The sequence below is a fragment of the Thauera sp. 27 genome (assembly GCF_000310125.2).
Lineage (GTDB): Bacteria > Pseudomonadota > Gammaproteobacteria > Burkholderiales > Rhodocyclaceae > Thauera > Thauera mechernichensis.
Genome location: NZ_AMXB01000081.1, coordinates 1 through 5,374, shown reverse-complemented (window position 1 = coordinate 5,374; position 5,374 = coordinate 1). Strand labels below are relative to the sequence as shown.

Below are 5,374 nucleotides of genomic sequence, written 5' to 3'. Positions count from 1 at the left end.
TTTTGTGGGTTAGTCTGACGATGACCTACTTTCACGAGGGCGGACCTCACTATCATCGGCGCATGTGCGTTTCACGGTCCTGTTCGGGAAGGGAAGGAGTGGTTCCACACAGCTATGGTCGTCAGACTTTGACTTGTTCTTCAGCGTATTGAGCTGAAGCAAAGTTAGGAAGAAGTGTTGTGTGATTGTCTGGTGTGTTGATGCTGTCACCAGAGAGTCGAGTTCGTTTTGTGTTGAAGGTTATAGGATCAAGCCACACGGGCAATTAGTACCGGTTAGCTGAACGTGTTGCCACGCTTACACACCCGGCCTATCAACGTTGTGGTCTTCAACGACCCTTCAGGGGGCTCGAGGCCCCGGGGAAGTCTCATCTTGAGGCGAGTTTCCCGCTTAGATGCTTTCAGCGGTTATCTCTTCCGCACATAGCTACCCGGCGATGCGACTGGCGTCACAACCGGTACACCAGGGGTGCGTCCACTCCGGTCCTCTCGTACTAGGAGCAGGCCCTCTCAAACTTCCAGCGCCCACGGCAGATAGGGACCAAACTGTCTCACGACGTTTTAAACCCAGCTCACGTACCACTTTAAATGGCGAACAGCCATACCCTTGGGACCGGCTACAGCCCCAGGATGTGATGAGCCGACATCGAGGTGCCAAACTCCGCCGTCGATGTGAACTCTTGGGCGGAATCAGCCTGTTATCCCCAGAGTACCTTTTATCCGTTGAGCGATGGCCCTTCCATACAGAACCACCGGATCACTATGACCTGCTTTCGCACCTGCTCGTCTTGTTGGACTCGCAGTCAAGCCACCTTTTGCCATTGCACTATCAGTACGATGTCCGACCGTACCTAGGTGACCTTCGTACTCCTCCGTTACCTTTTGGGAGGAGACCGCCCCAGTCAAACTGCCCACCATGCACGGTCCCCGACCTGGATTCACAGGCCTGGGTTAGAACCTCAACGACACCAGGGTGGTATTTCAAGGTTGGCTCCACCGGAACTGGCGTCCCGGTTTCATAGCCTCCCACCTATCCTACACAAGTCCCGTCAAAGTCCAATGCAAAGCTACAGTAAAGGTTCATGGGGTCTTTCCGTCTAGCCGCGGGGAGATTGCATCTTCACAAACATTTCAACTTCGCTGAGTCTCAGGAGGAGACAGTGTGGCCATCGTTACGCCATTCGTGCAGGTCGGAACTTACCCGACAAGGAATTTCGCTACCTTAGGACCGTTATAGTTACGGCCGCCGTTTACCGGGGCTTCGATCAAGAGCTTGCACCCCATCACTTAACCTTCCGGCACCGGGCAGGCGTCACACCCTATACGTCCACTTTCGTGTTTGCAGAGTGCTGTGTTTTTAATAAACAGTCGCAGCCACCGATTCTCTGCGACCCCGTTCCGCTCCGGCCGCGAGGGCCTTCACGTACCAGGGGCATACCTTCTCCCGAAGTTACGGTATCAATTTGCCGAGTTCCTTCTCCTGAGTTCTCTCAAGCGCCTTGGTATTCTCTACCAGCCCACCTGTGTCGGTTTGCGGTACGGTCACTCTTAGACTGAAGCTTAGAGGCTTTTCCTGGAAGCCGGGTATCACTCACTTCGGATCCGAAGATCCTCGTCATCACGCCTCAGCTAAGCCACGCGGATTTGCCTACGCAGCACGCCTACACGCTTAAACCACCTATTCCAACAGATGGCTGAGCTAACCTTCTCCGTCCCCCCATCGCATCTAAGAGCGGTACAGGAATATTGACCTGTTTCCCATCGACTACGCATTTCTGCCTCGCCTTAGGGGCCGACTCACCCTGCGCCGATGAACGTTGCGCAGGAAACCTTGGGCTTACGGCGAGGGTGCTTTTCACACCCTTTATCGCTACTCATGTCAGCATTCGCACTTCCGATACCTCCAGCATCCCTTACGAGACACCTTCGCAGGCTTACGGAACGCTCCCCTACCACGTGTCAAAGACACATCCGCAGCTTCGGTTCATGGCTTGAGCCCCGTTACATCTTCCGCGCAGGACGACTCGACTAGTGAGCTATTACGCTTTCTTTAAAGGGTGGCTGCTTCTAAGCCAACCTCCTAGCTGTCTATGCCTTCCCACCTCGTTTGCCACTTAGCCATGCATTTGGGACCTTAGCTGGCGGTCTGGGTTGTTTCCCTCTTGACACCGGACGTTAGCACCCGATGTCTGTCTGCCGTATATCACTTTGCGGTATTCGGAGTTTGCTATCGCGGGGTAGATCGCAATGACCCCCCCAACGATTACAGTGCTCTACCCCCGCAAGTGTCCGTACGACGCACTACCTAAATAGTTTTCGGGGAGAACCAGCTATTTCCGGATTTGTTTAGCCTTTCACCCCTATCCACAGCTCATCCCCTAACTTTTCAACGTTAGTGGGTTCGGACCTCCAGTACCTGTTACGGCACCTTCATCCTGGCCATGGATAGATCATCCGGTTTCGGGTCTACGCCCAGCGACTAAGTCGCCCTTATCAGACTCGCTTTCGCTACGCCTCCCCTATTCGGTTAAGCTCGCCACTGAACGTAAGTCGCTGACCCATTATACAAAAGGTACGCAGTCACCCCTTACGAGGCTCCCACTGTTTGTATGCATGCGGTTTCAGGATCTATTTCACTCCCCTCCCGGGGTTCTTTTCGCCTTTCCCTCACGGTACTGGTTCACTATCGGTCGATCACGAGTATTTAGCCTTGGAGGATGGTCCCCCCATCTTCAGACAGGATTTCTCGTGTCCCGCCCTACTTGTCGCACGCTCAGACCCGCCACCGGCTTTTCGCATACGGGACTATCACCCTGTATCGTCGGACTTTCCAGACCGTTTTGCTAAGCTGATGGTTTAGTCGTGCAGGCTGCTCCGCGTTCGCTCGCCACTACTTGCGGAATCTCGGTTGATTTCTGTTCCTGCGGCTACTTAGATGTTTCAGTTCGCCGCGTTCGCCTCCTCAGACCTATGTATTCAGTCTGGGATACCCCTTGCGGGGTGGGTTTCCCCATTCGGACATCGTGGGATCAAAGCTCTATTGCCAGCTCCCCCACGCTTTTCGCAGGCTTACACGTCCTTCATCGCCTGTGATCGCCAAGGCATCCACCACATGCACTTAGTCGCTTGATCCTATAACCTTGGATCCTCTCCGATCTTGCGATCTCGAAGACCCTTCGTACAGGAACGAACTCGTTTGTGCGATCCAGCACTACGCTGACAAGCTCAGCGCCGGATCAATGCAATCACACAACTTGCAGTACGCACCGGCTCGGTACGTACTACACTTCTTCCACTTTGTTAAAGAGCGAACCTCAAACAACCGACAACCGACTCGAACCGAGTCGCCCATCGATCAAGAAGTCAGACATGACGACATCCATCACCATGTCTGACTTCTCGAACGCCTACTTGCAGCACCTGCTTTCATGCCGCACGAGTTCTGGTGGAGCTGGTCGGGATCGAACCGACGACCTACGGCTTGCAAAGCCGCCGCTCTCCCAGCTGAGCTACAGCCCCCTCTCGTGTCGAGCAACCAAAAAGACTTGGTGGGTCTGGTTGGGTTCGAACCAACGACCCCCGCCTTATCAAGACGGTGCTCTAACCAGCTGAGCTACAGACCCTCTCATATGCTTCGAGGCTCTTCGCCTGAACAACCGATAAGTTGTGGATACTTGGCAGACCGTGGTCTGTTCTCTTGAAAGGAGGTGATCCAGCCGCACCTTCCGATACGGCTACCTTGTTACGACTTCACCCCAGTCATGAATCTCACCGTGGTAAGCGCCCTCCCGAAGGTTAAGCTACCTACTTCTGGTGAAACCCACTCCCATGGTGTGACGGGCGGTGTGTACAAGACCCGGGAACGTATTCACCGCAGCATGCTGATCTGCGATTACTAGCGATTCCGACTTCACGTAGTCGAGTTGCAGACTACGATCCGGACTACGATCGGCTTTAAGGGATTGGCTCCACCTCGCGGCTTGGCAACCCTCTGTACCGACCATTGTATGACGTGTGAAGCCCTACCCATAAGGGCCATGAGGACTTGACGTCATCCCCACCTTCCTCCGGTTTGTCACCGGCAGTCTCATTAGAGTGCCCAACCAAATGATGGCAACTAATGACAAGGGTTGCGCTCGTTGCGGGACTTAACCCAACATCTCACGACACGAGCTGACGACAGCCATGCAGCACCTGTGTTCTGGCTCCCGAAGGCACCCTCGCCTCTCAGCAAGGTTCCAGACATGTCAAGGGTAGGTAAGGTTTTTCGCGTTGCATCGAATTAATCCACATCATCCACCGCTTGTGCGGGTCCCCGTCAATTCCTTTGAGTTTTAACCTTGCGGCCGTACTCCCCAGGCGGTCGACTTCACGCGTTAGCTGCGTCACTCAGTGCATTGCTGCTCCGAACGACTAGTCGACATCGTTTAGGGCGTGGACTACCAGGGTATCTAATCCTGTTTGCTCCCCACGCTTTCGTGCATGAGCGTCAGTACAGGCCCAGGGGGCTGCCTTCGCCATCGGTGTTCCTCCTGATATCTACGCATTTCACTGCTACACCAGGAATTCCACCCCCCTCTGCCGTACTCTAGCCTTGCAGTCACAAACGCAGTTCCCAGGTTAAGCCCGGGGATTTCACATCTGTCTTACAAAACCGCCTGCGCACGCTTTACGCCCAGTAATTCCGATTAACGCTCGCACCCTACGTATTACCGCGGCTGCTGGCACGTAGTTAGCCGGTGCTTCTTAGTCCGGTACCGTCATCCACGCACTATGTTAGAGTGCGCGATTTCTTCCCGGCCGAAAGAGCTTTACAACCCGAAGGCCTTCTTCACTCACGCGGCATGGCTGGATCAGGGTTGCCCCCATTGTCCAAAATTCCCCACTGCTGCCTCCCGTAGGAGTCTGGGCCGTGTCTCAGTCCCAGTGTGGCGGATCATCCTCTCAGACCCGCTACGGATCGTCGCCTAGGTGAGCCTTTACCTCACCTACTAGCTAATCCGACATCGGCCGCTCCAATCGCGCGAGGTCTTGCGATCCCCCGCTTTCTCCCTCAGGACGTATGCGGTATTAGCGTACCTTTCGATACGTTATCCCCCACGACATGGGCACGTTCCGATGCATTACTCACCCGTTCGCCACTCGCCGGCAGGCCGAAGCCCCCGCTGCCGTTCGACTTGCATGTGTAAAGCATGCCGCCAGCGTTCAATCTGAGCCAGGATCAAACTCTTAAGTTCAATCCAGCAAAGTACTCAAAATACTGACTTTAATCAGCATGAGCACCTAATCATTGTGAAACCAAAACGACCGAAGCCGCTTTCGACCACAACCACCAAGCACCCACACTTATCGGTTGTTCAATTTTTTAAAGAGCG

The 5,374-nt window shown here is 54.4% G+C and carries 2 tRNA genes and 3 rRNA genes; all 5 read right to left on the bottom strand.

Features of this window, described 5'->3' with window-relative positions:
- Nucleotides 1-12: 12 nt before the first annotated feature.
- The 5 genes from rrf to B447_RS21360 all read right to left on the bottom strand — a co-directional run bounded on the left by rrf (nt 13) and on the right by B447_RS21360 (nt 5,236).
- Nucleotides 13-126, bottom strand: a 5S ribosomal RNA gene (gene rrf, locus B447_RS21380).
- A gap of 118 nt (nt 127-244) precedes the next feature.
- Nucleotides 245-3,131 (bottom strand): 23S ribosomal RNA (locus tag B447_RS21375).
- Between the two features lie 311 nt (nt 3,132-3,442).
- Nucleotides 3,443-3,518, bottom strand: a tRNA-Ala gene (locus tag B447_RS21370).
- 27 nt (nt 3,519-3,545) lie between these two features.
- Nucleotides 3,546-3,622 (bottom strand) — tRNA-Ile (locus B447_RS21365).
- Between the two features lie 77 nt (nt 3,623-3,699).
- Nucleotides 3,700-5,236 (bottom strand): 16S ribosomal RNA (locus B447_RS21360).
- The 16S, 23S and 5S rRNA genes sit together here with 2 tRNA genes alongside, the layout of an rRNA operon.
- Nucleotides 5,237-5,374: the final 138 nt, after the last annotated feature.